The organism is Tsukamurella pseudospumae, assembly GCF_001575195.1.
In the GTDB taxonomy this organism is placed as follows: Bacteria; Actinomycetota; Actinomycetes; order Mycobacteriales; family Mycobacteriaceae; genus Tsukamurella; species Tsukamurella pseudospumae.
Genome location: NZ_LSRF01000001.1, coordinates 49,768 through 72,158, shown reverse-complemented (window position 1 = coordinate 72,158; position 22,391 = coordinate 49,768). Strand labels below are relative to the sequence as shown.

The following is a 22,391-nucleotide window of genomic DNA, read 5'->3' as shown; positions in this document are numbered from 1 at the left end:
AAGTCACGTCTGAAATCGGAGCAATCATGATCCGCAGCCAATCCGTTCGCGGGAAGACCTTCACCTTCACCTCGATGGCCGACCTGCTGGCCAAGGCCACGCCGCTGCGCTCCGGCGATCAGCTCGCAGGCTGCGCCGCCGCCTCGGACGCCGAGCGTGCGGCCGCGCGGTGGGCCCTCGCGGACGTCCCGCTGACGGCACTGCTCGAGGAACTCGTCGTGCCCTACGAGTCCGACGAGGTCACCCGCCTCATCATCGACACCCATGACCGCGCCGCGTTCGCGTCGATCGCGCACCTCACCGTCGGAGACCTCCGGGACCTCCTCCTGCGGTTCGCCGTCGCCGACGATGCCGGTGCCCGGCTCGCCGCCCTCGGACCGGCACTCACGCCGGAAATGGTTGCGGCGGTGAGCAAGCTGATGCGCAACCAGGACCTCATCGCGGTCGCGCGAGCAGTCCGGGTCACGGCCGGTTTCCGCACGACCGTCGGTCTTCCCGGCACGCTCGCCACCCGCCTGCAGCCCAACCACCCGACGGACGATCCGCGGGGCATCGCCGCCGCCACCCTCGACGGCCTGCTGCTGGGTTGCGGTGACGCAGTGATCGGGATCAACCCCGCGACCGACTCGCCGCACGCCACGTCCGACCTGCTGCACCTGCTCGACGAGGTGCGCACCCGGTTCGACATCCCCACGCAGTCGTGCGTGCTGAGCCACGTCACCACGACGCTCGGCCTCATCGAGCAGGGCGCGCCCGTCGACCTCGTCTTCCAGTCCATCGCCGGCACGGAGGGGGCCAATTCGGCCTTCGGCGTGACGATTCCGCTCCTGGAGGAGGCCAACGCCGCAGCGCGCGAGCTGGGCCGCGGCACCGTCGGGAACAATGTCATGTACCTGGAGACCGGGCAGGGCTCGGCGCTCTCGTCCGGCACGCACCTCGGCACCGACGGCGCCCCCGTCGACCAGCAGACCCTCGAGACGCGTGCCTACGCCGTCGCCCGGCACCTCGACCCGCTGCTCGTGAACACCGTGGTCGGGTTCATCGGGCCCGAGTACCTCTACGACGGCAAGCAGATCACCCGCGCCGGGCTCGAGGATCACTTCTGCGGCAAGCTCCTCGGCCTGCCGATGGGCGTCGACGTCTGCTACACCAACCACGCCGAGGCCGATCAGGACGACATGGACGACCTGCTCACCCTTCTCGCGGTCGCGGGCGTGTCCTTCGTCATCACCGTGCCGGGCGCCGACGACGTCATGCTCGGCTACCAGTCGCTCGCCTTCCACGACGCGCTCTACGCGCGCCGGGCGCTCGGCCTGCGGCCCGCGCCCGAGTTCGACGCGTGGCTCGCCCGCCAGGGCATGACCGACGAGTCGGGCGGCCTCCGTGACGTGGCCGTCGAGGCGTCTCCCCTCCGCGAACTCGCGGCGGGAGTCGGGCGGTGAGCGCGCCGGAGCGGTCCGACGGTGCCTTCTGGGACGTCCTGCGCGCCACCACGCAGTCGCGGATCGGCCTGGGCCGCACCGGCGATGCGCTGCCGACGCGCCGCGTCCTCGAGTTCTCGGCTGCGCACGCCGCGGCCCGCGATGCCGTCCACCAGCCGCTCGACGTGGACGATGTCGCGACCCGCGTCCGCGAGCTCGGGATCGGCGACCCGATCGCAGTGACCAGCCGCGCCGCCGACCGCGGCGAATATCTGCGACGACCGGACCTCGGCCGGGTGCCCGCCGACCTGTCCGACGTCCCGACGGTGCCCGACGCGGACGTCGCCATCGTCCTCGCCGACGGGCTCTCGCCGAAGGCGCTCACCGATCACGGTGCGGCGCTGGCCCGCGCGATCCTCGACGCCCTGCCACCCGACGTGACGGTCGCGCGGCCGGTCATCGCGACGCAGGCGAGGGTGGCGCTGGGGGACCACGTGGCGCGAGCGCTGGGCGTGCGCACCCTGCTCGTGCTGATCGGGGAGCGGCCGGGGCTGTCGGTGGCCGACAGCCTGGGTATCTACCTGACCCATCGGGCCGATCCCGAGGACTTCGCGGTGGGCGTCACCGATGCGCACCGCAACTGCATCTCCAACATCCATCCGCCCGAGGGGCTCGGCTACGCCGATGCTGCGCGGATCGCGGCCGGCCTCGTCGTCGGCGCCCGGCGGCTCGGCCGTTCCGGCGTGGACCTCAAGGACACCTCCCGCGCTGAACTGGGTGAGGGCACGGAGCGGCCGGCCCTGGGCTGAGCTGGCGTGTCGTCCGTTCGGACGATTGCGCTCACGTCCGGCGCGGGGTGAGAATGCGCTGGTGCAGCCGCCCCAGCAGCCCCCGTTCCCCGGCCAGCCGCAGCAGCCAGGCCGGCCGCAGCAACCCGGATGGCCGAACCAGCCGCAGCAACCCGGTTGGCAGTCCCCGCAGTACGGAGGCCCTCAGTACGGAGGTCCCCGGCTCGGGGCGCCGCAGCAGCCGCCGAGGCGGAACAGGCAGGCGCTGTACTGGTCACTCGGCGCCGTCGGTGTGGTACTCGTCGTCGCGCTGATCATCGTTCTTGCGGTGCAGCCGTGGAAGAAGTCGGGCGGTGGCGTGCAGACCTTCGAGCTCGATCGGGCGATCACCGTCGAAGTCCGGACGCCGAGCGGGTGGACGGCGAAGGAGATGAGCGCCGAAGGGGCGAGCGCGGTGTTGATCCTGCCCGCCGGCGACGATCGTGGCTACGACGAGATCAATACGGACTTCAAGAGCCTCCGGAACGGTCGCTCCGGCAAGCCGATCCACGCGGTCGTCATCAACGCGGGATCGTGCTCGAGCGACGCCGCGTCGTCCTGGGACATCGGCGACGTCGACAAGGGCACCGTGGGCGAGGCGACGAGACTGGGGCGCCGCGCGGTCTGGAACGTGCGGGGCAGCGACTGCGCGCGGATGATCAGCACCGACATGGACAGCGGCAGGCCGGCGTCGACGGCGAGTGAACTACTCGTTTCCCTCGCGGGATCGGGTGCGGTCGTCCCGCGTCACGACGGCACCAGGCCGTCGATCCGTCCGTCCAGCTAGCGAATCGCCCGGCCGGTCTTCCGGACTCTCGACGCCGGACGGATCGGCTGGCTACGCTGACGGCACTGAAGCCCGAGGAGGCACCATGGTCGCGAAGCGGATCCAGGACAACATCGACGCCGCGGCGAAGATCGCCACGAACTCCGTGCACAAGGCGGGCGACATCGTCGAGGGCGCGGCGCAGGTGCTCAAGGGCGACGTGCGGGCCGGCGCGGGGAAGATCGCCGCGAGCGCCGCGAACATCGCGACGACGGCCGCGTCGGAGGGCGTGAAGATCGCGAGCCAGAACCTCGACGGCGTCCGCGAGGCGGCGGACTCCGTCGCCGATGAAGTCAACAAGCCCCGCGATTAGACCTCGCCCCGTCGGTACCCGCCGGGCGTGAAGCCGAGCACCTTCCGGAAGTCCCGGACCAGGTGCGGCTGGTCGGCGTAGCCGAGGTCGGCGGCGATCCGGGAGACCGAGGTGTCCGGCTCGGTGCTCAGCAACTGGGCTGCGTGTTGGAGGCGGCGGCGATGGATCAGCGCCAGAGGAGTCAGGCCCACGAACTTCCGGGTGAGCCGCTGCGCGGTCCGCACCGAGACGCCGACCGCCGCGGCCGCGTCCTCCACCGTGAGGATCGTTCCGTCGTCCTCGATCCGGGCCACCAGGCGGTTGGCCAGGTCGGCGTCGTCGGACACCGTCGGAACCCTCGCGACGAGCCAGGATTCGATGGCCAGGCAAGCGGCTCCGAGGTCTCCGAGCCGCATTGCGGCGGACGTTTCGGCGTGCAGTTCGGGCTCGTCGAGCTCGACGTACAGGTCCAGGATCGACGGGGCGTCGTCGGTGACTGCTGCCGTCGCGGCGGGGCGCAGGAGTGCACCGACGACCCACCCGGTACCCGTGAGGTCGCGATGACTCCGGCCCGTGCTCGCTCCGGCGAGCCCCACCAGCTCCGACTCCACGGCCAGATTCAGCGCCGGGAACGGCAGCACGTTCTGCCGCGACGTGCGGCCGGGCGCGACGTTCCACTGCGAGATCCAGAACCACCGCACCAGCGGGTCCGCGGCGGGGGAGGGCGCACGTCGTTCGAAGGTCGGCAGCTGCGCCGGGTAGAGGATGCCGCGGGGGTTCACGGATCGATCGTAGGCGCCACGGGATCTGTCGCGAATCTTCAATTCCCGGCCGGGCCGCGGCTCGTAGCGTTGTGGTCATGACAGAGAACACCGCCGCCGCGAACGGCGTACACACCACGAACGGCGTCCCGCACTCCTTCTCCTCGCTGACGCCCTTCCTCTCGATCCCGAACGCCAAGGGAGCCATCGACTTCTACATCTCCGTGTTCGGTGCGCGCTCCCTCGGCGTCACCGAGATGGGCGGCGTGGTCGCCCACGCCGAACTCGACTTCGGGAACGGCCGGCTCCAGGTGGGCGAGCCCAATCCGCAGTTCGGCCTCATCCCCATGCCGGAGGGGGAGGCCGACTGCTACTCGCTGGGCCTGTACTGCGCCGACGTCGACGACGTCGTCGCGCGGGCGGAGGCCGCGGGCGCGACCGTCCGCGAACCGGTCATGAACTTCGTCTCCGGTGACCGGTTCGCGAGCATCCGCGATCCGTTCGGCGTGCGTTGGTCGATCATGACGCGGGTCGAGGACCTCAGCGACGAGGAGAGCGCGGCCCGCGTCGAGGAGTGGGCGGCCGCGCAGGGCTGATCCGCCGATTCGATCAGGGCATCCCGGACATCGGCTAAGCTACGGCCGCCGGTACGGCGTCCAGCCTGGACGTCGTTACTGAGGGAACCTGGTGCGATTCCGGGACTGTCCCGCAACGGTGAGTGGAGCCCGCGCTCCGCGAGTCCGATACCTCCCGGCGCTCGTCACACCGGCCGAGGAGCCCGAAACACGTGAATACCGAAACGAATCCGGCAAGTAGGACCCTGCGTCCGCTCGTCGTACTGCTCACGCTCGTCGCCGTCATCGCGGCGTCGGCGTGCTCCGCCCCCTCCCGCGACGCGGCGGCACCGTCGTCGTCCGACGCCCCCGTCACCGTCGTCGACGATGCTGGGCGCACCGTCGAACTGGCGCACCCGTTCCGCTCGGCGGTGGTCGCCAACCGCTACAACGTCGAGCTCATCCGCGCGATGGGCTCGATCGGCGCGGTGAAGTCGGTCGATCTCAACACGGCGCAGGACCGTGCCTACTGGCCGCAGTTCGATCCGGCGAACGTGATCGGCAAGAGTCAGAGCGAGATCAACCTGGAGAAGGTCATCGAGCTCAAGCCAGAAGCGCTGATCATCCCGAAGAACTCGCCGGTCGACGAGTACGCGCGCAAGCTCGACGGTGCCGGGATCAAGACGATCGTCGTCACCGGCTGGGACAACGCGTCGCTGCCCAAGCAGATGACGGTGCTCGGGAAGGCCTTCGGTCGTCCCGACGGCGCGCAGAAGGTCACCGACCTGTTCACCGGCACGATCAAGAAGGTGTCCGACCGCGTCTCGTCGCAGAGTCCGAAGAAGACTGTGTACTGGGAGTACGGCGACCCGAACACCACGGCGATCCCCGGGACCTCGAACGACGGGTGGCACAACATGATCGTGTCCGCGGGCGGCGTCAACATCTTCGGAGATCCGAACATCAAGGGCGACACCATCGACCCCGAGGCTGTTCTGCGCGCGAACCCGGATCTCATCGTCAAGACGACCTCCGGCGGGGCGCTCAAGAACACCGGTCGGTACACCCCGCCGGCGGACGGTGAGTTCGCTCGCATCGGTGCGGAGATGGTCGCACGGCCCGGCTGGGCTCAGTTGAATGCCGTGCGCGCCGGGAACACTCACCTCATGACCGGCTTCCTCGGTGGTGGCCTCGGCAAGGCCGTCGGGACTGTCTACGTCGCGAAGTGGCTCTACCCGGAGCAGATGAAGGACGTCGATCCGAATGCCGTCTTCGACCAGTGGCTCGACCTGCAGGGCGTGAAGCCGGTGGCGGGCCACACGTACGACGTGCCCGCTGTGCGGTGACTTCCGCGGTCGCTGCCGATCTGGCAGCGCTTCGGCGGGTACGCCGTCGGCGGATCTGGGTCGTCGTCGCGGCGCTCGCGACGACCACCGTGCTGGCCTGGGTCGGAGTCGTGCACGGGGTCACCGACGTCAGCTCGACACGGCTGCTCGCGACCCTCCTGCCCCGGGGAGACCGGATCGCGGAGCCTTTCGACTGGATGGAGTGGACCGCGTTCATCGACCTTCGACTACCGCGCATCGCGGTGGCGGTGGTCGCCGGCGCGGGGCTCGCGTGGTGCGGCTGTGCGATGCAGATCATCACCGGGAACCCGATGGCGAGTCCGTTCACCACCGGGATCTCCCACGCCGCGGCCTTCGGGGCGGCACTGTCCATGCTCGGGTCCGTCGCGATCGCCGGCTCGGCGACCGCCGGCACGATCGTCTGCGCCTTCGTCATGGCATGCCTGTGCTCCGTGCTCGTCGTCGCGATCGCCGGCGTGTCCCGGGTGGGGCCGACCGCTCTGGTCCTCACCGGCATAGCCATCAGCTACCTGTTCGCCGCGCTCGCGGCGGGGCTGCAGTACGCCGCCGACGAGCAGCAGTTGTCCGCGATCGTGCGGTGGACCTTCGGCGACCTCGGCCGCGCCACCTGGCCACAGATCGCGGTCATCGCGGCCGTCGTCGCAGGCGCCGGCGTGTACGTCACGGGGAACGCCGGGCGCTACCAGCGGCTTGCGGCGGGCGACGATGTGGCGCGGTCACTCGGCGTCGCCGTGGGACGGCTCAGACTCGAGACCGGACTGATGATCACGCTCGTGTCGGCGACGATCGTCAGTGTCACGGGGGTCATCGGGTTCGTCGGACTCGTGGCGCCTCACATCGCATCGATGTCGGTCGGTGCTGACGAGCGGTTCCGCATCCCGGCCGCCGGGATCATCGGCGCTGCGGTGGTCCTCGCTGCCGATCTCGTGGGCAGGCTCGTCTTCAGTCCGGTGATCGTCCCGGTGGGCATCGTCGTATCGCTCGTCGGCGTGCCCATGTTCCTGTGGCTGATCATCCGCGAGGGAAAGAGGTCGCGGACGTGACCGGGGCCATCGACGTCGAGGGGGTGGACGTCGCCTATCGGCGTCGCAGTGCGGCCGCGGTCAGTGGCGCGAGTCTGACTGTGCGGCGCGGCGAACTCGTCGGCGTGATCGGACCGAACGGGAGTGGGAAGTCGACGCTGCTGAAGGCGCTCGTCGGGATCGCGCGCCTCCGCTCCGGGAGGATCCTCGTCGACGGTGTCGATGCCGCGACGATGCGCGGCGCGCAGCGGGCAGCGCTGCTCGGCTACGTTCCGCAGCAGGACCTCGTGCACGGGCCCGCGCTCACCGTCGTCGAGTCGATCGCGCTCGGCGTCCCCGCGGGCGTCGGACGCGCGGACGGCCAGGAGCGTGCGGTCGGCGTCGCGCACCGGTTGGGGCTCGGGGGCAGGGTGCTGCGGCGGACGGACGAGTTGAGCGGTGGTCAGCGGCAGCGGGTGACGATCGGTCGCGCCCTCGTGCGGTCCGCGCCGTACCTGCTGCTCGACGAACCGGTCAGCAGCCTCGATCTGCGTTATCAGGGCGAGATCATGGGCCTGCTCCGCGAACTGGCCGACGACGGCACCGGCGTGCTGGTGGTACTGCACGATCTCAATCTGGCGGCGGCGTACTGCGATCGGTTGGTGGTCGTATCGGACGGACGGATCGGTCCCTCGGGACCGGCCCGCGACGTGGTGACCGAGGAGCTGGTGTCGGGCCTCTACGGCGACGCGTCCGTCGTGCGTGAGGTCGACGGTGTCCGGTACGTGCTGCCGAGCGCCCGCAGAGGAGTCCGGACATGAAGGACCTCGCGGAGGTGCTCGCCGACGTGGACTCGTTGGGCCAGCCGTTCCGGGTCACCGTGCGCGGTATCGAGGGGCCACCGGTGACGGGTTCGGTGGACGGGTTCGCCTCCGCGTCGCTCGCCGTCCCCGGCACGGGCGAGGCGCAGCGGATGGTCGATCTGCACGCCCGGTTCCGTGGGATGCCCCGGGCACGCCACGCCGGATCCCTGGTGTTCCAGCGGTACAGCCATCGCGTCTGCGGGGTCGGGGTCGCCGCGTGGTTGCGCCACGGCGCGGTCCTGGATCTGAGCGCGACGAACGTGCACGTGCGGTTCGTCGACGGCAGCCCGGACCTCGTCGAACTCGCTCGCCCGGCGGCGCAGTTCCCGGGCAGCGCGAACGACCTCGTGCGGATCGTGCTCGACGAGCACCTGGTCCCGGTGGCGCAGGCCCTGGCCGCTGCGTACGGGCCGCGGATGCCGAATCTGCTGGGGAACATCGCAGCCGGTTTCGCCGGTGCCTTTCGGCACCTCGGGCGGTCGCATCCCGCGGCCGAGGTCGCCGCGGCGGCGGAACAGGTGGCTGCGGCTGACCCCCGGCTCCGACGGGGCGGGACCTACCGGACCCTTTCCGGTCCCGCGGGCGACCGCCTGCAGTACGACCGCGTCAGCTGTTGCCACTGGTACGCGGCGCCCGACGGGAAGTTCTGCTCGTGGTGCTCGCGGCTCTCGTTCGACGAGCGCACCGCAAGGTTCCGCGCCGCGATGGACGAGGAATCCCGCGGACAGTAGTCGTCAGCGGGCGACCTGCGGAGGGATCGGGTCCAAGGGCTGCGGAGTGTCCTGCGGCAGCACCTGGTACCGGACGTCGGCGTGCCCCGTCGGGTCGGCGTTCGCGTCACCCGAGTTCAACCACCTGAACCGTACGGTGATCTGGCCGGGCGCGGAGCTGCCGACCACCGACGTGAAGGCGTTCGGCTTCTCGGTGGCCGTGCCGGCGAACTTCTGGTGGTCGAACAGCAGGATCTGGACGGGGGAGCTGCCGGTCCCGCGGTCGGTGTCGAGGCGCACCCAGTTGAGGGTGCAGTCGACGGAGCCGCCCATCGCGGTGACGCGCCACGGGACTCCGGGCATCGGCGGCGCGATCGTGCGGATCGCGCTGTCGATGCGGTCCTGGGGGAGCTCGGGACAGGAGACGGGGGCGGCCCCGGCCGCTCCGGTCCCGACAGCTGCGGACCCGATGCCGGCGGCGACGGCCGCGGCGGAGAGGGCGAGTGCGATCGCGGGCTTGCGCATGGATGCGTTCCTTCCTTCACGGGAGGTCGACTCTGGCTCCATCGACTCGGTAATCGTTGTATCGAGTAATAACCTCGGCACGTTACGACCTCCGGCGCTGACGGGGCGTCGCGCATAGGCTGGTCGGCATGAGCGAGGATCAGGGCAGTTACGTCACCGCGGACCGGCCGTACGAGCGCGACACCCGGTACATCGAAACCCGTATCACGCGTGACGGCCGCGACGGCTATCCCGTCGAGGCCGGCCGCTACCGGCTCGTGGTGTCGTACGCCTGCCCGTGGGCCACCCGCACCATCATCGTGCGCCGGCTGCTCGGCCTCGAGGACGCGATCTCGCTGGGGATCTGCGGCCCCACGCACGACAAGCGGTCGTGGACCTTCGACCTCGACGAGGGCGGGCTCGACCCGGTCCTGAAGATCCCGCGTCTGCAGGACGCCTACTTCAAGCGCGTTCCCGACTATCCGAAGGGCATCACCGTGCCCGCGGTCGTCGACGTGCCCACCGGCGCCGTCGTGACCAACGACTTCCCGCAGATCACCCTCGACTTTTCGCTCGAGTGGACGGACTTCCATCGACCGGGCGCGCCGCAGCTCTACCCAGAGGACCTGCGCGCCGACATCGATGAGGTCAACAAGCTCGTCTACCGGGACGTGAACAACGGCGTCTACCGCTGCGGTTTCGCCGGCTCGCAGGAGTCGTACGCCGCCGCCTACGACCAGCTCTTCGGGCGGCTCGACTGGCTCACCGAGCGCCTCGCCACGCAGCGGTACCTGGTGGGCGACACCATCACCGAGGCCGACGTCCGGCTCTTCACCACCCTCGCGCGGTTCGACCCGGTCTACCACGGCCACTTCAAGTGCAATCGGGAGAAGCTCGACGAGATGCCCGTCCTCTGGGCGTACGCGCGGGACCTGTTCCAGACGCCCGGCTTCGGCGATTCCACGCATTTCGACCACATCAAGCGGCACTACTACGAGGTCCACCGCGACATCAACCCGTCCGGCATCGTCCCGAAGGGCCCGGACCTGAAGAACTGGTTCACCCCGCACGGCCGGGAGAAGCTGGGCGGCAGCCCCTTCGGCTCGGGCACCGCGCCCACGACGCTCCCCGTCCCCGCCGGGTGAGCCCATGACGGAATGGATCGAGGTCCTCAAGGTCCTGGTCGACGGTCCGAGACTCCCGGTGCACGGGATCGTGCGTACCCGGAACGCCGAGGCGCTCGGCAGGACCGAGACGGTCGGGTTCATCGGCGCGCCTCCGATGTGGGTCGGGACCGGTGGCGACGATGTCCGCGTGTGGCGCGACGGCCGGCGGGTGCGAGTGGAGAAGCCCGATGGTTCCCCGCTGCACCTCTGCGACGGAACCACGGCCTGGCACTTCGACGGTGCCGGGGCGCCGCCGGAGTACGCCCCCGCGGGCCGCGTCTACTACAGCGGCCCGGGCTCGGAGCTGCTGATCTCGCGCAGCGCCCAGGACTGGTTGCACGGCGACGACTTCACGCAGCCGACGGGACCCGTCACCGATGGCGAATTCCTCGGGCGCGCGTGCTGGGCGGTGGAGCTGGCTCCGCCGTCGCACAAGCCGGCGCCGATCCAGATCGTGGTGGATCGCGAGTCCGGCGCGGTCCTGCATCAGGGGAACGAGGAGTTCGACGTGTCGGTCGAGTTCATCTCGATCGAGGTCGGCGGGGACGTCGACGATGCCCTGTTCACCTGGAGCGGGGACGCGGTATCCATGGATGAGCGCCGCGCGGCCGAATCCCGGGCAGCGCGGGCGGAGTACGAACAATCGCAGGCCGACCGACTGTCGTGGCTCGAGTCAGACTTGGGCGCACGCTCTTTCACCGTCCGGGTCCCGATCGAGCTCACGATCACCGATGTCGACGAGCTCGACGAGGAGGACGGCAGTTTCTCGGTGAGGATCAGATCCGGCTCGCCCCCGCACGCGCACGGATTCCTGCGTCGGCGCCCGCACCGGTCGGAGCGATGGCACATCGGCAGCACCGACTCGCCGGTCCACCACTGGACGGCGGCCGGTTTCGACTGGGCGCTGTGGTTCTACGGCTTCGCCATCGCCCCGGAGGTCCTCGACCAGGTTCAGCAGCATCTCCATCCGGGACAGACCGCGACGGACTCCTTCATCGAGACCCGGTGACTTCGTGCCCGCTCAGGCAGCCTGGTTCGGGGCGGTGGATCGGTGGATGTGTCCGGTGGGGGTTCGGGTTTCGACGGTGTGCCGCCCCGACGGATCGTCAACGGTTGCGCTGCGCCAGCCGGGGGCTTCCTTGGTGTAGTTGCATGCCGCGCACAGGCCCTGCCCGTTGTCGAAGCTGGTTGCTCCGCCTTTCGCGTGCGGGGTGATGTGGTCGGTGTGTGCGATCGGTGCGTCGCAGTACGGGGTGCGGCAGTACCGATCGCGCGCCCGGATCAAGTCCGCGAGGCCGTCGGGGAACAACCGTTGCCGCGAATCCATCGCCACCACCGCCCCGGTCTCCGGCGCTATGAACAAGCGGCGCACCCAGGCGACGCCGTTGGCGGTGGCCTTCCCGATGAGGTTGCGGGCGATCTCTGCCGGCATGTTCCCTCCGCCGTCGAGGTGCGCGGTGCCCGGCTCATCGCCCAGCAGCACCTCCGCCGAGACAGTGAGGTTCACGGTGACCGGCTGCCCCTCCGCAGCATCCCGACCGGTCAACCGGGCGAACGCGGTGTCGGCCATGAGCTGCGGCCGGGTCCGTAGTTCCTGATCGTGGCCGACGTGGGTGTCGGCGTGGTTGCGGAGTGCGGCGTAGGCGCCGACGGCCTGCGCCATCGGCAGCAGCAGGGACAGGCGGGCCATGCCTTCGGGTTGTGGGCGGAGGGTGACGGTGCGGTCCTTCTCCGCCGCTGCATTGCGGTCGACGGTGGCCTGCGCATCGAGCCGGTAGGCGACCTGTTCGACCTTCGCCGCCAGCTGTTTGAGCCCCAACCCCGTCAGGGTCACCGGGTCGGCGCAGAGCTCTTCGTCAGCCTGCTGGCGCTCGGCGATGTCCAAATGCGAGAGGCCGGCCAGGAGTGCGGGTATCGCTTCCGGGGAGAGGTCCCCGTTGTAGAGGCGGGCGCGGGTGTGCGGCATGTACTTCTCCAACTCCACCGCCCGCGCCAACACCCGACCCGCGGTGTTCGGTGAGATGTGCAAGGCCAACGCGACCTCACCGGCGACGCCCTGCTGCCACCGATCCTGCGGCACCCCGGCCGCGACCCGCTCACAGACCCGTTGCCGGAGCAGGTCCGCGGCGAGCGCGTACTGTTCGACCGCCAACCGGCACCGCGCGATTTCACTCGAACGCAACCGGTCCACCACATCCGCACCCACGGCACCGTCGGGAGGTGGGTCTTCCTCTACTGCAATGTTTTTGTCCATACCAGGACGTTACCCGGACCCCCTGACACATTTTCGAGAACACAACCGTGACTCACATGTACGTTCTCAACATCACCGGCTGCTGCGGACGACGCTTGCAGCGCACGGGTAGTCGGTGTACCCCTCGGCGGTGGGGCCGTACAGGACGTCCTCGCGGATCGCAGACAACGGCAGCGACCGCCGGATCCGTTCCACCAGATCCGGGTTCGCGATGAAGGCGCGCCCGAAGGAGACGAGGTCGGCGCCGTCCCTCAGCGCCCGCTCCGCCGCGGTCACCGACGTGGGAGCGCGGTTCTCGCCCACATTGGCGATGACCGAACCCGCGTACCTGGGGCGGAGGTCGGTGAGAGCCGCGTAGTCGTCGTTGTCGGTGAGGTGCAGGTACATCAGGCCACGTCGACTCAGCTCGTCGACGAGGCCGCGGTAGAGCGCAGCGGGGTCGCGCTCGACCATGGAGAACTGCGGATTGCCCGGCGAGAGCCGGATCGCCGTGCGCTCGGCGCCGATGGCGTCGGTGACCGCGTCGACGACCTCGAGGGCGAACCGCATGCGGTTCGCCGAGGACCCGCCGTACCGGTCGTCGCGCAGATTGGTGTTGTCCGCGAGGAATTGGTGAATCAGATAGCTGTTGGCGCCGTGCAGTTCCACTCCGTCGAAGCCGGCCGCCCTCGCCCGCCGGGCCGCCGCCGCGTACTGGTCGACCGCCGCCGTGATGTCACCGATCGACATCGCCGCCGGACGCGGCCACGCGGCCTTCGAGCCGTCGAGAAGGTGCAGCACGTCGCCGTCGGGTATCGCCGACGGTCCCGCGGGCACCGACCCGTCGATCCGCGCCGCGGGATGGCCCTTGCGACCGCCGTGCATGAGCTGGGCGATGATCCGCCCGCCCTCGGCGTGTACGGCGTCGACGACCCGGGCCCATGCGCGCTCGTGGCGATCCGTCGCCAAGCCCGGCACGCGGGCCTCGCTCTGTCCCGACGAGTGCGGCCACATCCCTTCGGTGACGATGAGTCCCGCGCCCGAGCGCTGCCGGTAGTACTCGACCACGTCGGCGGTCGGAGAGCCGTCGGGCTCGGACCGCAGACGGGTCATCGGCGCCATGGCGATGCGGTTCGGAAGGTCGAGGGTGCGACTGCGGTACGGCGTGAGGAGTGACATGTCCGTACGCTAGAACCTGACATTGATGTGAGGGGCAAGCGATGCGGATCGGCGAACTCGCGGAGCGGACCGGGGTGAGCGTGCGATCGCTCCGGTACTACGAGGAGAAGGGTCTCCTGGCGTCCGCGCGGACCGCGGCGGGCCAGCGGGTCTACACCGAGCAGGCTGTCGACCGGGTGGTGCGGATCCAGGAACTGTTCGCCGCAGGTCTGGCGAGCGGCGTCATCGAACAGCTGCTGCCCTGCATCCACGACGAGGACGGCTCGCCGAACGCGAGCGCCACGCCCTGGCTCACCGACACGCTGTGCGCGGAGCGCGCCCGTATCGACGAGGGCATCCGCGACCTCGTCCGCGCACGGGAGGTGCTCGACGGAGTGATCGAGACGGCGCGCCCCGGCGAACCGATCACCGCGGAGTCCTGAACCTCGTCAGTGGAATCCCTGCAGGAAATCGATGATCGCTCGGGCGGTCGGCTCCGGTTCCTGCTCGGCCGGGTAGTGCCCGGACTCGTCCAGGACGATGCCGCTCACGTCGGCCGCCAGGGGGCGCAGGCCCTCCGCGACGGCGGCGCCCATGGCGTACCGTCCGCCGATGGCCAGTACGGGTGCGCCGATCGGCGCGGCTCGGAGCTGCGCGACATCGGCGAGGTCGTCGGCTCGGGTCCGGTAGTGCGCCAGTCCGGCCTCGAGAACGCCGGGGGAACGATAGGCGTCGATGTAGGAGCGCAGCACCACGGGATCGAGACCCGTGGGCCCCGCGCTCTGCCGCAGGAACGCACCGTAATAGGCATCCTCCCGGCCCGGGATCACGGCCTCCGCGAGACCCGGGGCGCGGTTGAACGGCCCGTGCCAGTCCGGGTAGTGGGCGGCTCCGTCCTCCGGGATGTCCACGTCGATCCCGGGCAGGATCTCCTCCTCGAGCACCAGCGCGCCGACCGCCTCGGGCGCTGCCGCGGCCAGGAACGTCGCGACCGTGCCGCCCCAGTCGTGCCCGATCACCGCGAACCGTGTGAGTCCCTGCGCCGCAAGGTGTTCACGCAGCCGCTCCGCGAGGTCGCGCTTGCGGAAGGAGGTGGCACCGTCGGGACCGGCGCCGAGGCCGGGCAGCGTGACCGGGACCGGATCGAAACCCGCGTCGCGGAGACGGGGAACGAGGAAGCGCCAGTGCAGGTCCGTCACCGGCCACCCGTGCAACAGGACCACAGCGGTCACGCAACGGCCCCTTCCAGATGCCGCGCAGCGAGGTCCGCGACGGCGAAATCCCGTTCCCGCTCGTCGATGTCACCGTCCTCGTCGAACCACGCCGCGGACAGCCCGGCGAACGCGAGCACCCACCGCAACAGCCGCTCGCGCGGCAGGCCGGACTCCGCGACGATCACCTCCAGCTGGCGGACGAAGCGCACGGGATCGGCGGCGGTGGGCAGGTCGGGATTGGTGAGCAGGTTCGCGTAGTCGTAGCCGCGCTCGCCCACGACGCACTTGGGATCGATGGCCAGCCACCCCCGCTCGCCGAAGTCGAGGACGTTGTCGTGGTGCACATCGCCGTGCAGCACGACCTGATCCCGCGGGTCCGCGAGCAGCGATTCCGCTGCCGCCCAGGAACGCCCGTACCTCGGATCCCCGCCGCGCACCGCCTCCAGGGAGCGGAACCAGTCCCGCAGGGGGACGAGCTCGGTGTCGGGGGAGCCGGGACGGTGCCGGTGCAGGTGTTCGACGGTGCCGCACAGGATTCGGGTGGCCCGGTCGTCGCGTCCGGAGAGCGCCATCGCCATGAGGTCGCCCGCACCGGTGGCACGCTCCATGAGCAGGACGTCGCCGTCGTGTGCGAAGACCTCCGCGGCACCGTCGCCGCCCCACCACCGCAGCACGGCCGCCCCGGCCCGCTCCTCGGGCGTGTTCGCGCGCTTGAGCATGGCGGCGCGGCCCCGCCACCGCACGGGCAGCAGATCGCTGCCGGGCGTGGCGAAGGGCGCACCGTCGGGGGAGAGGTCCCAGCGGGCGACCACATCACGCCAGGAATCGAGGGGATCCACGGTATCCGAGCTTATCCGGGTGCACGATGGAGGGATGAGCGACGACGGGAACCGGCCATCGGTGGCGATGGCGCGGGTACGGGCGCATGATGAAGCCGTGAGCGACTTCAATCAGGGCATCATCGACGAATTCCGTGCCAACAACGGCACCGTGACCGCCATGGGCTTCGGCCGGGCGCTGGCGCTCGTGCACAGCGTCGGCGCCAAATCCGGCGAGCCGCGGGTGAACCCGCTCGCCGCCATCCGGGACGACGAGGGATGGCTGCTGCCGGCCTCCGCGGGCGGTTCGCCGAAGAACCCGGCCTGGTACCACAACCTCAAGGCGCACCCGGAGATCGAGCTCGAGTACCCGGACGAGCAGGGTGGCATCTCCACCGCGAAGGTCACGGCGCACGAGCTGACCGGCGCGGTGCGCGACGAGGCGTGGGACCGGTTCAAGGCCCGCTCGAGCGGCTTCGCCGAGTACGAGAAGACCGCGCAGGGCCGCGTGATCCCCGTGTTCCGCCTGACCCCGCGCTGACCCTTCGGGCGCCCGCGCCGATCAACAGCTCACGGGCTCCGGTGCGGTCGTCCGATCACGCATCACGACGAACGCCGCGACAGCGGTGGCGACGAGCAGCACGCTCGAGACGCCCACGGTCGTGCTGACCGCCTCGACCCAAGCGGACCGCGCGGTGTCGGCCAGCGCGGTACCGTCGGACACCGAGAGGGTCTCCGCGCGGGCGAGCGTGTCGCCGAGCGTGCGGGACATCCCGTCGTGCCGGGTGAACACGGCCGTCGCGACCGAGCCGAGCACCGCGAGCCCCAGGGCGGTGCCGAGCTCGAAACTCATCTCGGACATCGACGATGCCTGGCCCGCCCGCTCCGGCGGCGCTGCGTCGAGCGCCACGGCCGAGACGAACGTGAACAGCGTGCCGTAGCCCACTCCCGCCACGACGGTGCCCAGCACGTACAGCCACGACGGTCCGCCCGTCCCCAGTCCGACCAGCAGGAGCTGGCCCGCGGCGGCGAACAGCAGCGACGCGACGAACGTGGCGCGGCGGCCCAGGTACTGCTCGATCCACGGCGCGCGCATCGAGAAGTACGCCACGACCGCGGCCGCGGGCAGGCCCAGCAGGGCGGCTGCGAGTACGTCGAACCCGACGACGGACTGCAGGTAGATGCCGGTGAGGTAGCTCATCGAGCCCAGGGTGGACATCGCCAGGATCGTGCCGGCGATGGCCATGGCGAAGGTCCGGTTGCGGAACAGGTCGAACGGGATGAGCGGGTGCGCGGTGCGCCGCTGCTGCGTGATGAACGCGACGAGCATCGCCGCGCCCACCGCGCCGGCGACCAGGGTGGAGGCGTGCACGCCATGGCCCGCGGCGGCCTTCACCGCGTACACCAGCGGGAAGATCGCGGCCATCGACAGCGCGACGCCGGCCAGGTCGAAGGGCGTCGAGGTGCCGCTGCGGAATTCGGGGATCAGCAGCGGCCCCGCCACGAGGAAGGCGAGGAACACCGGCGCGTTGATGAGGAACACCGATCCCCACCAGAAGTGATGCAGCAGAACCCCGCCGATCACCGGGCCCACGGCCATGCCGAACGAGAACGCCGCGGTCCAGACGCCGATGGCGATACCGCGGGCCTTGGGATCGCGGAAGATGTTCGCGATGAGCGCCAGACTGGCGGGCAGCAGCGTCGCGCCGCCGACGCCCATGAGGGCGCGCGCCGCGATGAGCAGGCCGGGCGTGGGTGCGAACGCGGCGATGACCGAGGCGACGCCGAACAGTCCGGCGCCCCAGGTCATCAGGCGCCGCCGCCCCCAACGGTCGCCGAGGTTGCCCATGGTGATGAGCAGGCCGGCCAGCATGAACGGGTAGATGTCGAGGATCCAGAGCTGCTGCTCCGAGCTCGGGTGCAACGCCGATGTCAGGTGGGGCATCGCCAGATAGAGCACCGAAGCGTCCATCGACACCAGGAACACCGGCAGGAGGAGGGCGGCGAGGCCGGCCCAGGCGCGGCGCGGGGTGGTGGACACGGGTGACTCCTTGAAGCAGCAGCAAGCGCGTACGGTGTACGCACCATGACTGGGTACACTGTACGCATCCCCGTCCTGGCCGGTCAACGGAGAAAGGCGTGCACGTGTCCGAGACCACCCTCACCCGGGAATCCATCGTCGCCGAGGCGATCCGCCTCGCGGACGAGGGCGGCCTCGAGAAGGTCTCCATGCGCCGGATCGCCGACGCCCTCGGCACGGGCGCGATGTCGCTGTACCGCCACGTGCCCGACAAGGAATCACTGGTCCGGGAGATGGCCGCCGAAGTGGGTTCCGCGTACCTGTACCCCGAGGAGCTCCTCGGTGACCCGGATTGGCGCCGCCGCGTGCACATAGCCGCGGAGACGGACATGCAGCTCTACCTCCGTCACCCGTGGGTGCTGCTCGCGCACGCGGTGCCCCGCGCTGCCCTCTCCCGCTCCTCGGTGGCCTGCTTCGACTGGCTGGTCGAGGCCTTCACGCACCTCGCGGGCGCGGTGGACGAGTCGGCGGGCCTCGCGCTGCTCGTCTGGAACCACGTCCAGGGGGCGGGGCTCGGTGCCGTCGGCCGGGTGCTCGTCGCGCCCGGATCCTCGCTCGACGGTGGCGGTTTCGTCGCCGGCCTCGCCGACAACCCGCTGGCCGACGACCTGCCGCGGCTGCGCGAGCTTGTCGCCGCCGATCGGCCTGAGCTGTGCGCGGCCATGCCGATGCTGCATTCCGGCATCGACGCCCTGTGCGAGGGCTTCGCCGCTCGCTACGCCCGCTGACCCGGCGCGCAACCCTCTGCCGCCCAACCTTCTGCCGCCGTTCAGGACGACGCCACCGCGGATTCAACCCGGTGGCCGAGCGTGTGGATCGTGAGCACAGCTACTCGTCGCGCCTTCCTCCGCGGGGCCGGGGCCGGCGGTATCGTCGCGGGCATGGGCCTGCTCCCGTCGTCCTTGACCGAGGCGCTGGCCCGGCCCGCGCCGTCCGGCGGCCTCGACGGGCTCGAGCACGTGATCCTCCTGATGCAGGAGAACCGCTCGTTCGACCACTACTACGGCACCCTGAGCGGCGTGCGCGGCTTCGGCGACCCGGCCGCGATCCGCCTGCGCTCGGGCCACTCCGTCTTCGAGCAACCCACCCGCTCGGGCCTGACGGTGCCGCCCTTCCCGGTCCGCAGCGCGGCGCACCGTCAGGGCATGGACGCGGAGAACATCGACGCCCTGGACCACACCTGGAAGGGCGGCCAGGCCGCGCTCGCCGGCGGTTGGCACGACGGCTGGATCGCGGCGAAGACCGACTCGACGATGGCCTACTACGACCGCGCGGACATCCCGTTCCACTACGCGCTGGCCGATGCGTTCACGATCTGCGACCACTACTACTGCAGCTCGCCCACGTCGACCTCGCCGAACCGGAACTTCTTCTTCTCCGGCACCACCGGATTCGAGCCGCGTACCGGTGAGCGCGCCGTCGAGAACACCGCCTACGACCGCGGCCACCCCGGCTACGACTGGCCGTGCATCGGCGAGATCCTGCAGCGCGCGGGCGTGGACTGGCAGGTCTACCAGGAGTGGGACAACTTCACCGACAACAACATCGAGTTCTTCCGTCGCTTCAAGACGGTCTCGCAGGAGGTGTTCCGCGACTTCGGGACCGAGATCGACGACTTCTACCAGGGCCTGCGGCGCCTGCCGGCGGACGAGGCGCACCGTCGTTCCGGCGAGGTGGACGCGCGCGCCCGGACGCTACCGCAACCGGACCGGGACCTGTTCTTCCGCGGGCTGCGCCGCACCGCCACAGGCACCCTCACCGACCGGATCGCCGCCGACATCGCTGCCGGGACCCTTCCCACGGTCAGCTACGTCGTCGCCTCCGAACGCGAGTCGGAGCACCCCAGCGGCTCCTCGCCGCGCGCCTCCGCGAACCTCGTCCACCGCATCCTCGACGCCCTCGGCCGCCACCCCGAGACCTGGCGGAAGACGGCGCTGTTCCTGCTCTACGACGAGAACGACGGCTACTTCGACCACGTCCCGCCGCCCCGCCCGCCGCGCGACAGCGCGGACGAGTGGGTCGGCGACCTGCCGCTCGGACTCGGGAACCGGGTCCCGATGACCGTGGTTTCGCCGTGGACCGTCGGCGGGTACGTCGCGTCGGAGACCTTCGACCACACCTCCACGCTGCGCTTCCTGGAACGCTGGCTGGGCATCGAGGTCCCTTCGATCTCGCCGTGGCGACGCACCGTCTGCGGTGACCTCACCAGCGCTTTCGACTTCCGTGCCCCACAACCACTTCCGGCCGCGGGGCGGCCGCAGCCGCAGCGTGCGCCGGCCCCGCGGTGGAAGCCGCACGCACCCGCCGTCGGTGTCCGGCCCGCGCAGGAGCCCGGGGTCCGGCCCGCACGGCTCGTGCCCTACGTCCCCGGGGCCACCGTCGTTCCCGGGCCCGACGGTGTCCGCCTGCGCCTGACCAACACGGGGTCGCGCAGCGCGCACTTCACGGTGTTCCCTTACCACGCACCGGATTCCGAGCCGCTGCACGCGGATGTGCTGGGGTCCGTCGAGCTGACCGTTCCCGGGCCCGCCGGGCGCTACGACCTGCTGGTCCTCGGTCCGGCGGGGGAGCACTGGACCTTCGTCAGCGACGCCGGCGCGGGTCCGAACGCCGCTGCAGGATGAACGACGCGGTGCCGGCGATCCGCGGATCGTCGTCGCCCGTGAGCCGGCGCAGCGCCGCCTCCGCGCCCGCAGAGGGGATCTCCGCGAGCGCCTGCACCGCGCGCTGGCGCACCGCGTAGTCCTCGGTCCCGTCGGCGATCGCGGCGAGCTCCGCGCTGATCGGCTCGTCGTCCGAACCGGCCGCCGCGATCGCGCCGAGCGCCTCCGCGGCGTCGACGTCCTTCTCGCCGTCGCGCACCATGCTCAGCAGCTGGGGCGCCGCCGCGCGATCGCCGCGCGTGCCCAGCGCGACCGCGGCGATCACCCGGACCGCGGCGTCCTCATGGTCGAGCGCCGCGCGGAGGGCGTCCTCCTGGCCGGGCACCTCGGCCAGGGCCTCGGCGGCGCGGCGGCGCACCGTCGGATCAGGGGAGGCGAGGGCGTCGACCAGCGGTGCCGCGTCGGGATCGTCCGCCTGCGCGAGGGCCCAGCGCAGGGCACCCGCCACATTCGTGCTCTCCTCCCGCAGCAGGGCCTCGGCGAGCGCGTCGACGGGGGCCCGACCGTCGGCCGTGAGCGCCGCGCGCTGTCGCGCGCCGGGGGAACCGGTGTCGAGCTCGGTGAGCAGGGCGACGACGGACAGGACCCGGTCCCAGTCGGCCGCGCCCGCCGCCGCGACGTGCTGCAGCCGCTCCAGCAACTCCGTCTCGAGCCGGATCCGCTCCCGGCTCCGGGCGATCATGTCGGCGACGAGGCGGTCCGGCGCGAACGACGGATCGTCCAGGGCCCGGCCGATCTCCGCGAGCGAGAGGCCCAGCGAGCGCAGGCTCTCCACGTGGAAGATCCGGCGGATGTCCTCCTCGGCGTACATCCGGTACCCCGAGGAGGACCGCGCAGACGGGCGGACCAGGCCCAACGCGTCGTAGTGCCGCAGCATCCGTGCGCTCACGCCGGATCGTCGTGCCACGTCGCCGATCTGCATCGCCCGCCTCCGCCCGCCGCTCACTCCGTCCGGCCGAGCGCCGCCACGCGCTGCGCCTCGTGCACCGATCCCGCGAACCCGGAGTCCGGGTCCTCGAGCAATCGGATCGTATCCGCGATGTGCTCGCGGACGGCGTCCGTCGCCGCGGGCGGGGACTCCAGCGCCGCCACGCCCTCGTCGCCGAGCCCGAGGATCGCGCGGCTCAGGCTGCGCCGGGTCTCCGCGTCGCCGCGCCCGAGCTGCCGGGCCAGGGCGAGAGCGGCGGACCGTCGGTCCTCCGTCCCGCCGGCCAGGGCGACGACGGTGCGCCACGCGGCCCTCGCGACCTCGTCGTCGGCGTCGGCGATCAGCCCGAGCACCGCGGGCCGTGCGGTCGCGGCCTCGGCGCCGCCGATCTTCGACAGCGAGTGCAGGGCCTGGCTGCGGGCCTGCGCGATCGGCGAGGTCAGCTCCGCGCGGAGCAGCGGTGCGGTCGTCGCGGCGGGCATCCGGGTCAGCGCCCAGGTGAGCATGTCGCGGACGAAGAAGTCCGGCTCGACGGCGCACCGCGCCACCAGCGCCGGGGCGATCGCGGGATCCGCAGCCGAGCCCGCGTCGAGCGCCGCGCGCAGGCGGATCGAGGGGTTCGTGTGGTCGAGCAGGTTCTGGGCCATCGGGGCCACCTCCTTCGTGCGTCGGTGGCTCGATTGCAGACCTTGTCACAGTGTCAAGGTCAAGCCCTGCAGGTCAGACGGGGCGGGGAGGGCGCCGACGCCCTCCCCGACGCGATCACTCCTTGTCGGCGTCGACCACCTTCGCGCCCTCGGCGGCGCGCTGCACGGCGGCGGCACCGTCGTGGGCGCCCTTGCGCGAGGCGTAGGCCTGGCCCGACGCCACGACCTCGCCGTTGCCGGCCTTGAGCCGGAACCGGAACTTGCCCGCGTTGTCCTCGTACACCTCGAACTTGCCTGCCATGGAATGCACCTTTCTCTGCGGAGATCCCCGTGGTGGGGCCGGATGCAGCCTAAGACG

25 protein-coding genes and 1 riboswitch are annotated in these 22,391 nt (G+C 71.0%); of the genes, 15 read left to right on the top strand and 10 right to left on the bottom strand.

The features are described from left to right. Window positions 1-26: 26 nt before the first annotated feature. The 4 genes from AXK60_RS00340 to AXK60_RS00325 all read left to right on the top strand — a co-directional run bounded on the left by AXK60_RS00340 (window position 27) and on the right by AXK60_RS00325 (window position 3,387). A complete protein-coding gene (locus tag AXK60_RS00340) occupies window positions 27-1,442 on the top strand; it encodes an ethanolamine ammonia-lyase subunit EutB (protein WP_068569016.1) in 1,416 nt (471 codons plus the stop codon). Further along, the gene (gene eutC, locus AXK60_RS00335) at window positions 1,439-2,230 is read left to right on the top strand and encodes an ethanolamine ammonia-lyase subunit EutC (RefSeq protein ID WP_068569015.1); all 792 of its coding nucleotides are present in this window, start codon (window positions 1,439-1,441) and stop codon (window positions 2,228-2,230) included. Before AXK60_RS00340 ends, eutC begins: the two co-directional genes overlap by 4 nt. A gap of 61 nt (window positions 2,231-2,291) precedes the next feature. Then, window positions 2,292-3,035: a hypothetical protein gene (locus tag AXK60_RS00330; RefSeq protein WP_139057674.1), complete on the top strand. Its 744-nt coding sequence runs from the start codon at window positions 2,292-2,294 to the stop codon at window positions 3,033-3,035. An 85-nt stretch (window positions 3,036-3,120) separates the two neighbouring features. After that, window positions 3,121-3,387, top strand: a complete 267-nt coding sequence (locus AXK60_RS00325) for an Rv1893 family protein (protein WP_068569013.1) — start codon at window positions 3,121-3,123, stop codon at window positions 3,385-3,387. Here AXK60_RS00325 and AXK60_RS00320 read toward each other — a convergent pair. Beyond that, a complete protein-coding gene (locus tag AXK60_RS00320) occupies window positions 3,384-4,148 on the bottom strand; it encodes a helix-turn-helix transcriptional regulator (protein WP_068569012.1) in 765 nt (254 codons plus the stop codon). The genes AXK60_RS00325 and AXK60_RS00320 overlap by 4 nt on opposite strands. A gap of 77 nt (window positions 4,149-4,225) precedes the next feature. Between AXK60_RS00320 and AXK60_RS00315 the strand changes: the two genes are divergently transcribed. The 5 genes from AXK60_RS00315 to AXK60_RS00295 all read left to right on the top strand — a co-directional run bounded on the left by AXK60_RS00315 (window position 4,226) and on the right by AXK60_RS00295 (window position 8,643). Beyond that, window positions 4,226-4,723, top strand: a complete 498-nt coding sequence (locus AXK60_RS00315) for a VOC family protein (protein WP_068569863.1) — start codon at window positions 4,226-4,228, stop codon at window positions 4,721-4,723. A 32-nt stretch (window positions 4,724-4,755) separates the two neighbouring features. Further along, a riboswitch (cobalamin riboswitch) is annotated at window positions 4,756-4,896 on the top strand. An 18-nt stretch (window positions 4,897-4,914) separates the two neighbouring features. Then, window positions 4,915-6,027, top strand: coding sequence for an ABC transporter substrate-binding protein (locus AXK60_RS00310; protein WP_244880990.1), 1,113 nt, complete (start codon window positions 4,915-4,917; stop codon window positions 6,025-6,027). Continuing rightward, window positions 6,024-7,091, top strand: coding sequence for a FecCD family ABC transporter permease (locus AXK60_RS00305; RefSeq protein WP_068569011.1), 1,068 nt, complete (start codon window positions 6,024-6,026; stop codon window positions 7,089-7,091). Before AXK60_RS00310 ends, AXK60_RS00305 begins: the two co-directional genes overlap by 4 nt. Further along, window positions 7,088-7,870 carry an ABC transporter ATP-binding protein gene (locus tag AXK60_RS00300; protein ID WP_068569010.1) on the top strand — a complete coding sequence of 261 codons (783 nt, stop codon included), beginning with the start codon at window positions 7,088-7,090 and terminating at the stop codon, window positions 7,868-7,870. Before AXK60_RS00305 ends, AXK60_RS00300 begins: the two co-directional genes overlap by 4 nt. Then, window positions 7,867-8,643: a ferric iron reductase gene (locus AXK60_RS00295; RefSeq protein ID WP_068569009.1), complete on the top strand. Its 777-nt coding sequence runs from the start codon at window positions 7,867-7,869 to the stop codon at window positions 8,641-8,643. The genes AXK60_RS00300 and AXK60_RS00295 overlap by 4 nt, the downstream gene beginning before the upstream one ends. A gap of 3 nt (window positions 8,644-8,646) precedes the next feature. Here AXK60_RS00295 and AXK60_RS00290 read toward each other — a convergent pair whose 3' ends face one another. Further along, window positions 8,647-9,147, bottom strand: coding sequence for an LppP/LprE family lipoprotein (locus AXK60_RS00290; RefSeq protein ID WP_068569008.1), 501 nt, complete (start codon window positions 9,145-9,147; stop codon window positions 8,647-8,649). A gap of 128 nt (window positions 9,148-9,275) precedes the next feature. On the opposite strand from AXK60_RS00290, the gene AXK60_RS00285 reads away from it, so the two are divergent. Together AXK60_RS00285 and AXK60_RS00280 are read left to right on the top strand one after the other, a co-directional pair. Next, window positions 9,276-10,271, top strand: coding sequence for a glutathione S-transferase family protein (locus AXK60_RS00285; protein WP_068569007.1), 996 nt, complete (start codon window positions 9,276-9,278; stop codon window positions 10,269-10,271). A 4-nt stretch (window positions 10,272-10,275) separates the two neighbouring features. Next, window positions 10,276-11,301 (top strand): LolA family protein, encoded by a 1,026-nt coding sequence (locus tag AXK60_RS00280; RefSeq protein WP_068569006.1) that lies wholly within the window; start codon window positions 10,276-10,278, stop codon window positions 11,299-11,301. A 12-nt stretch (window positions 11,302-11,313) separates the two neighbouring features. On the opposite strand, the gene AXK60_RS00275 is transcribed toward AXK60_RS00280, so the two are convergent. Further along, window positions 11,314-12,546 carry an HNH endonuclease gene (locus tag AXK60_RS00275; protein WP_082777709.1) on the bottom strand — a complete coding sequence of 411 codons (1,233 nt, stop codon included), beginning with the start codon at window positions 12,544-12,546 and terminating at the stop codon, window positions 11,314-11,316. Between the two features lie 72 nt (window positions 12,547-12,618). Continuing rightward, entirely contained in the window at window positions 12,619-13,704 is a 1,086-nt protein-coding gene (locus tag AXK60_RS00270) for an alkene reductase (RefSeq protein ID WP_068569004.1), read from the bottom strand. 41 nt (window positions 13,705-13,745) lie between these two features. Here AXK60_RS00270 and AXK60_RS00265 point away from each other — a divergent pair, with 41 nt between their 5' ends. Beyond that, on the top strand, window positions 13,746-14,126 hold the full coding sequence (locus AXK60_RS00265) for a MerR family transcriptional regulator (RefSeq protein ID WP_068569003.1): 381 nt from the start codon (window positions 13,746-13,748) through the stop codon (window positions 14,124-14,126). Window positions 14,127-14,132: 6 nt separating this feature from the next. Here AXK60_RS00265 and AXK60_RS00260 read toward each other — a convergent pair whose 3' ends face one another. Together AXK60_RS00260 and AXK60_RS00255 are read right to left on the bottom strand one after the other, a co-directional pair. Next, window positions 14,133-14,915: an alpha/beta fold hydrolase gene (locus AXK60_RS00260; protein WP_068569002.1), complete on the bottom strand. Its 783-nt coding sequence runs from the start codon at window positions 14,913-14,915 to the stop codon at window positions 14,133-14,135. Beyond that, a complete protein-coding gene (locus AXK60_RS00255; protein ID WP_082777708.1) occupies window positions 14,912-15,736 on the bottom strand; it encodes an aminoglycoside phosphotransferase family protein in 825 nt (274 codons plus the stop codon). Before AXK60_RS00255 ends, AXK60_RS00260 begins: the two co-directional genes overlap by 4 nt. A 97-nt stretch (window positions 15,737-15,833) precedes the next feature. Here AXK60_RS00255 and AXK60_RS00250 point away from each other — a divergent pair, with 97 nt between their 5' ends. After that, window positions 15,834-16,256 carry a nitroreductase/quinone reductase family protein gene (locus AXK60_RS00250; RefSeq protein WP_068569861.1) on the top strand — a complete coding sequence of 141 codons (423 nt, stop codon included), beginning with the start codon at window positions 15,834-15,836 and terminating at the stop codon, window positions 16,254-16,256. A gap of 21 nt (window positions 16,257-16,277) precedes the next feature. Here AXK60_RS00250 and AXK60_RS00245 read toward each other — a convergent pair whose 3' ends face one another. Beyond that, window positions 16,278-17,756: an MFS transporter gene (locus AXK60_RS00245; protein WP_068569000.1), complete on the bottom strand. Its 1,479-nt coding sequence runs from the start codon at window positions 17,754-17,756 to the stop codon at window positions 16,278-16,280. Between the two features lie 104 nt (window positions 17,757-17,860). Between AXK60_RS00245 and AXK60_RS00240 the strand changes: the two genes are divergently transcribed. Beyond that, window positions 17,861-18,523, top strand: coding sequence for a TetR/AcrR family transcriptional regulator (locus tag AXK60_RS00240; protein WP_068569860.1), 663 nt, complete (start codon window positions 17,861-17,863; stop codon window positions 18,521-18,523). A 90-nt stretch (window positions 18,524-18,613) separates the two neighbouring features. Then, window positions 18,614-20,419: a phosphocholine-specific phospholipase C gene (locus tag AXK60_RS00235; RefSeq protein ID WP_231855599.1), complete on the top strand. Its 1,806-nt coding sequence runs from the start codon at window positions 18,614-18,616 to the stop codon at window positions 20,417-20,419. On the opposite strand, the gene AXK60_RS00230 is transcribed toward AXK60_RS00235, so the two are convergent. From AXK60_RS00230 to AXK60_RS00220, 3 genes are all read right to left on the bottom strand, one after another. Next, the gene (locus tag AXK60_RS00230) at window positions 20,379-21,380 is read right to left on the bottom strand and encodes a HEAT repeat domain-containing protein (protein ID WP_068568999.1); all 1,002 of its coding nucleotides are present in this window, start codon (window positions 21,378-21,380) and stop codon (window positions 20,379-20,381) included. The two genes, AXK60_RS00235 and AXK60_RS00230, sit on opposite strands and share 41 nt — an antisense overlap. Before the next feature lie 20 nt (window positions 21,381-21,400). Continuing rightward, the gene (locus tag AXK60_RS00225; protein ID WP_068568998.1) at window positions 21,401-22,033 is read right to left on the bottom strand and encodes a HEAT repeat domain-containing protein; all 633 of its coding nucleotides are present in this window, start codon (window positions 22,031-22,033) and stop codon (window positions 21,401-21,403) included. 115 nt (window positions 22,034-22,148) lie between these two features. Next, window positions 22,149-22,334 (bottom strand): YegP family protein, encoded by a 186-nt coding sequence (locus AXK60_RS00220; protein ID WP_068568997.1) that lies wholly within the window; start codon window positions 22,332-22,334, stop codon window positions 22,149-22,151. Window positions 22,335-22,391: the final 57 nt, after the last annotated feature.

What these genes read in the sequence shown, in the direction of transcription:
- AXK60_RS00340 (WP_068569016.1), top strand. Translation starts at nt 27, where the DNA reads ATGATCCGCAGCCAATCCGTTCGCGGGAAGACCTTCACCTTCACCTCG.
- AXK60_RS00325 (WP_068569013.1), top strand. Translation starts at nt 3,121, where the DNA reads ATGGTCGCGAAGCGGATCCAGGACAACATCGACGCCGCGGCGAAGATC.
- AXK60_RS00315 (WP_068569863.1), top strand. Translation starts at nt 4,226, where the DNA reads ATGACAGAGAACACCGCCGCCGCGAACGGCGTACACACCACGAACGGC.
- AXK60_RS00295 (WP_068569009.1), top strand. Translation starts at nt 7,867, where the DNA reads ATGAAGGACCTCGCGGAGGTGCTCGCCGACGTGGACTCGTTGGGCCAG.
- AXK60_RS00290 (WP_068569008.1), bottom strand. Translation starts at nt 9,147, where the DNA reads ATGCGCAAGCCCGCGATCGCACTCGCCCTCTCCGCCGCGGCCGTCGCC.
- AXK60_RS00285 (WP_068569007.1), top strand. Translation starts at nt 9,276, where the DNA reads ATGAGCGAGGATCAGGGCAGTTACGTCACCGCGGACCGGCCGTACGAG.
- AXK60_RS00280 (WP_068569006.1), top strand. Translation starts at nt 10,276, where the DNA reads ATGACGGAATGGATCGAGGTCCTCAAGGTCCTGGTCGACGGTCCGAGA.
- AXK60_RS00275 (WP_082777709.1), bottom strand. Translation starts at nt 12,546, where the DNA reads ATGGACAAAAACATTGCAGTAGAGGAAGACCCACCTCCCGACGGTGCC.
- AXK60_RS00270 (WP_068569004.1), bottom strand. Translation starts at nt 13,704, where the DNA reads ATGTCACTCCTCACGCCGTACCGCAGTCGCACCCTCGACCTTCCGAAC.
- AXK60_RS00265 (WP_068569003.1), top strand. Translation starts at nt 13,746, where the DNA reads ATGCGGATCGGCGAACTCGCGGAGCGGACCGGGGTGAGCGTGCGATCG.
- AXK60_RS00230 (WP_068568999.1), bottom strand. Translation starts at nt 21,380, where the DNA reads ATGCAGATCGGCGACGTGGCACGACGATCCGGCGTGAGCGCACGGATG.
- AXK60_RS00225 (WP_068568998.1), bottom strand. Translation starts at nt 22,033, where the DNA reads ATGGCCCAGAACCTGCTCGACCACACGAACCCCTCGATCCGCCTGCGC.
- AXK60_RS00220 (WP_068568997.1), bottom strand. Translation starts at nt 22,334, where the DNA reads ATGGCAGGCAAGTTCGAGGTGTACGAGGACAACGCGGGCAAGTTCCGG.